Below are 4,093 nucleotides of genomic sequence, written 5' to 3'. Positions count from 1 at the left end.
AAGAAGCACCAAGGAAAAATCATCGTCATCGAATCGAGCATGCAGGAGTTTCAACCCCAGATTTACAAGAAAGAATGAAACAACTGGAAGTCATCCCTATTCCAAATCCACCATTTCCATATGAATATGGCGAGATATATGCTCACAATTATGGTGAACGTGTGAATTATATGTACGCTGCTCGTGACTATATAGATAAAGGTATTATTGCAGCAGGTAGTTCAGATGCACCGGTTACGGATTATAATCCTTTATTAGGAATTCATACTGCAGTTAATAGAAAAAGCCAATTTGGAGTCGAAATTGGCACGAATCAATCCATTAGTGTACTAGAAGCGATTAAACTTTACACATGGAATGGCGCTTATGCAAGTTTTGAAGAGGATATAAAAGGTAGCTTAGAAGTAGGGAAATTAGCCGATTTAGTTATTTTAAGTGAAAGTATTTTAAAGGCTGAACCAGACCGTATTAAGGATTTGAAAGTGGAGACAACGATTATTGATGGAGAAATTGTCTATCAAAAAGAGAATGATTTAATGATGAAAAATTAGATTTAGGCAAAAGAGGGGGCAATTATAGTACTTCGCATTATTTTATACATCAATTAAAAAACGAAATAGCCCCTCTTATTAGATGGGAGAGAGTATCTGGCTATGCATAAAAGTGGTCAGATCCTTTTTTGTAAAAAGAGACAGAAAATTTAAAATTTTAAAAGTTGACAAATCCTTTTATGATAGCGGTTCTTAATCCATAAAAATTCAAACCATGAAATAGGAGGTCGAGCATATTTTGAAATATATTAAACTCTTACTCTTAATCCCTTTTATAGGGTGTGTTGGATTCTTGCCATTTGCAAATAGAATTGAGCCTTACGTATTAGGAATGCCTTTTCTTTTATTTTGGATTGTATTTTGGATGGTACTTTCCTCAATTATTTTAACCATTGTTTATAAGCTTGATCCCGATAATAAAGGGAGTGAGACAGAATGAATATATCATTATTTATTATTTTTATTTTCTTAATCCTATCTCTTTGTTTAGGGATAGCAGCAAGAAAAGGAAAAAAGATGAATTTGCAGCAATTTTCAGTTGGTGACAGAGGTTTTGGAACCTTGTTCGTATTCCTATTAATAGCTGGAGAGGTTTATACGACTTTTACTTTTCTAGGGGGAAGTGGTTGGGCGTATTCCAAAGGTGCTGCTGCATATTATGTGCCCACGTATATATTTTTAGCATATATAATATCTTATTGGATTGCCCCTAAAATTTGGAGATACGGTAAAGAACATGGTATTATTTCACAACCTGACTATTTTGCATCTAAATACGATAGTCGTGCAATGGGGGTTATAGTAGCTATTGTGGGAAGTTTAGCCCTTATACCATATATTTGTATACAAATGAAAGGGTTAGGGATCATTGTTTCAGAGGCTTCTTTTGGAGTTATTTCACCAATAGTTGCAAGTATTATAGGCGCAATAGTTATTACAACATATGTAATAATCTCGGGTATTCATGGCTCAGCTTGGACAGCTGTGATTAAAGATATTATGATTTTGGGAGTAGTTATTTTTTTAGGCCTATACATTCCTAGCCACTATTTTGGTGGAATTGAGCAAATGTTTAAGTCTGTTGAGGCTGTTAAACCTGAAGTGTTAACGTTAGCCGATCAGGGACTAAGTGTACCGTGGTTTATCTCTACTATCCTTTTAAATGCAATATCTTTCTATTTATTACCGACTTCTTTCTCTGTGGTTTTCTCAGCAAATGGTGAAAAAGCACTTCGTAAAAATGCAATTACCCTACCTTTATACACTATATTATTACTGTTTGTTTTCTTTATTGGCTTTTCAGCTATTGTAAAAATTCCTGGTTTACAAGGAGCTGATGGAGATCTTTCTCTTTTAAGATTATCTATTCAAACATTTGATCCTTGGGTCATTGGAATAGTTGGAGCAGCTGGTTTACTAACGGCTTTAGTACCAGCATCCGTTATGTTAATGTCTGCATCTGTTGGCTTAACAAAAGGGATTTACAATGTTATTTTTCCAAAAGCTACCGAAAAACAACAATTAGTAGCCTCAAAATTGTTCATCATTATCCTTTCTTTGACTGCTTTAATTTTCACAGTGTTTGGCGGGACAGCACTTGCAATGTTAAATATCATGTCATACAGTCTTATCGCACAATTGGCACCTGCATTATTCCTTAGTTTTTCCAAAAAAAATTATATTAATAAATATGGTGCAATGACTGGAATTATTACAGGAGTGCTCCTTGTATTGTATGCTACGATTTTTAATATAAAAGTCGCAACCTTTTTTCCAACAGTCCCACACACTATTAACGACATTAGTACAGGAGCGATAGTATTATTTATTAATATCGTAATAACTATTATTGTAAGCTTAGCTTCAAAAAACATACCGGTTCAAAAGGGGGCTACCACATCAACATTAAGCTAAAATAATTTTATATCTATATAACGAGAAAAATGTTATTTTTTTGAAAATTCACAGAAAGGATGACGTTTTTTATGAATTTTTCGATTCAAAATGAAATTTGAAAAAGATCAAAACTACCTGTTCTCTACGGTTTATTGGAGGCAGGTAGTTTTATTTTTCTCGAATTTACATAGTTGTAATAGATAGTTGAACTATTGTGAAAAGAGGGGGATGAATCGAATTATTCCTTATTTTGATCACTCATATTCGCTTCTCTAATTTCAGGAGTAAGCGAATATGATACGGTCACATTGAAATTACATTCTAAAGATGATCGGGAAAGTGTTGGGAAAGAAGCAGTAGCACGTATAAATGAAATTAAATCGCCTAAATTTGAACATGAATTCAAAGCTCCAGAGGATGGAAACGAGTTTATGGGGGATTTAGACGAGTCTACGAATATGATGAAAATGGTCTTTGGCGGAATTGCTGGAATTTCGTTATTAGTTGGTGGCATCGGTGTTATGAATATAATGCTTGTATCTGTAACAGAACGTACTCGTGAAATTGGCATCCGAAAAGCGCTTGGTGCAACGCGTAGTAAAGTATTAATGCAGTTTCTTATTGAATCTTGCATTTTAACAGCACTAGGTGGCTTAATTGGATTTATGCTTGGCGTATTCTTTGCGTGGTTAATTGTGATATTCGCAGAATAGCCATTTATTGTTTCAGTAAATTTAGGACTGATTTCGGTTGGAATATCTATGTTTATCGGTATTGTATTTGGTATACTACCGGCAAATAAAGCAGCAAAATTAGATCCGATTGAATGTTTGCGATATGAATAAGAAGGGAAGAGAATATAACTTTTGTTATGTTCTCTTTTTATTTTCATACAAAACTCTTTCTCAGCTTATCGTATCCAAATTTGAACGTAAGCATTTCGTAAGGAATGGATAAGAAAAAAGAGAGATTTATCATATAGGATTAGAGTATAACTTGATGTGAAGGGGGAAGAAATTAACTTAAATAATCAATTAGATAATGGAGTATTGCAAGAAATAGTAGTGATTTTTTGGCACAACATGTATGTCAAAAAGTGAAAGTTACAGGTTGTTAGGAACGAAATTATCAGTACTTAAAATAGAGGCATTATATTGTTAGTGAAGAAAAGGGTTGTACGAATGAATCATCAATACGATATTAATAGAGGAGAGAGAGTCTTATGAAAAAATGTAATTCAATTAAGTTAGCAAGTTTGTCAGTTCTATTAGCAGGTACTACTCTATTCACACCAGGTTTTACTGTGAAAGCAGAGTCAGTACAAAATATATCAAGTCCGTCACAATCACATGATCAAAAGAATCGGAATGGTTGGAAACAAGTAATGCAGGAATCAGTACAGCTTGGAACACCAGGGGTATTAGCTAAGACGTTTAACAACGGAAAAACTAGTAGTTATACAGCTGGCGTGGCAGAATTAAGTACAAAGCAACCGATGAAATCGGAATATCGCTTTCGGATTGGTAGTGTGACGAAGACTTTTACTGCCACGACTGTTCTTCAATTAGTAGGAGAAAATCGTATACAACTTGACGATCCAATTGAAAAGTGGCTACCGGATCTCATTCAAGGAGATGGGTATGATG

General features: G+C 34.3%; 4 protein-coding genes and 1 pseudogene. All 5 read left to right on the top strand.

The genetic code is table 11. The features are described from left to right. The coding region (locus AC1DTM_RS19365; RefSeq protein ID WP_477000678.1) for an amidohydrolase at positions 1–551 on the top strand (551 nt) is incomplete at its 5' end. A 238-nt stretch (positions 552–789) separates the two neighbouring features. Further along, positions 790–990, top strand: a complete 201-nt coding sequence (locus tag AC1DTM_RS19360) for a DUF3311 domain-containing protein (RefSeq protein ID WP_016105227.1) — start codon at positions 790–792, stop codon at positions 988–990. Further along, positions 987–2,465, top strand: coding sequence for a sodium:solute symporter family protein (locus AC1DTM_RS19355; protein ID WP_088099170.1), 1,479 nt, complete (start codon positions 987–989; stop codon positions 2,463–2,465). Before AC1DTM_RS19360 ends, AC1DTM_RS19355 begins: the two co-directional genes overlap by 4 nt. Positions 2,466–2,923: 458 nt before the next feature. After that, positions 2,924–3,292, top strand: a pseudogene (locus AC1DTM_RS19350) (ABC transporter permease); the annotation flags it as partial. 377 nt (positions 3,293–3,669) lie between these two features. Continuing rightward, on the top strand, positions 3,670–4,093 hold a 424-nt coding region (locus AC1DTM_RS19345; RefSeq protein WP_477000677.1), incomplete at its 3' end, for a serine hydrolase domain-containing protein.

The organism is Bacillus sp. P4_D3, assembly GCF_056401855.1.
The sequence above is the reverse complement of the archived record's forward strand: the minus strand, read 5'-3'. Positions and strand labels throughout refer to the sequence as shown.

Coding starts and splice junctions, on each gene's coding strand:
- AC1DTM_RS19355 (WP_088099170.1), top strand. CDS start 987: ATGAATATATCATTATTTATTATTTTTATTTTCTTAATCCTATCTCTT.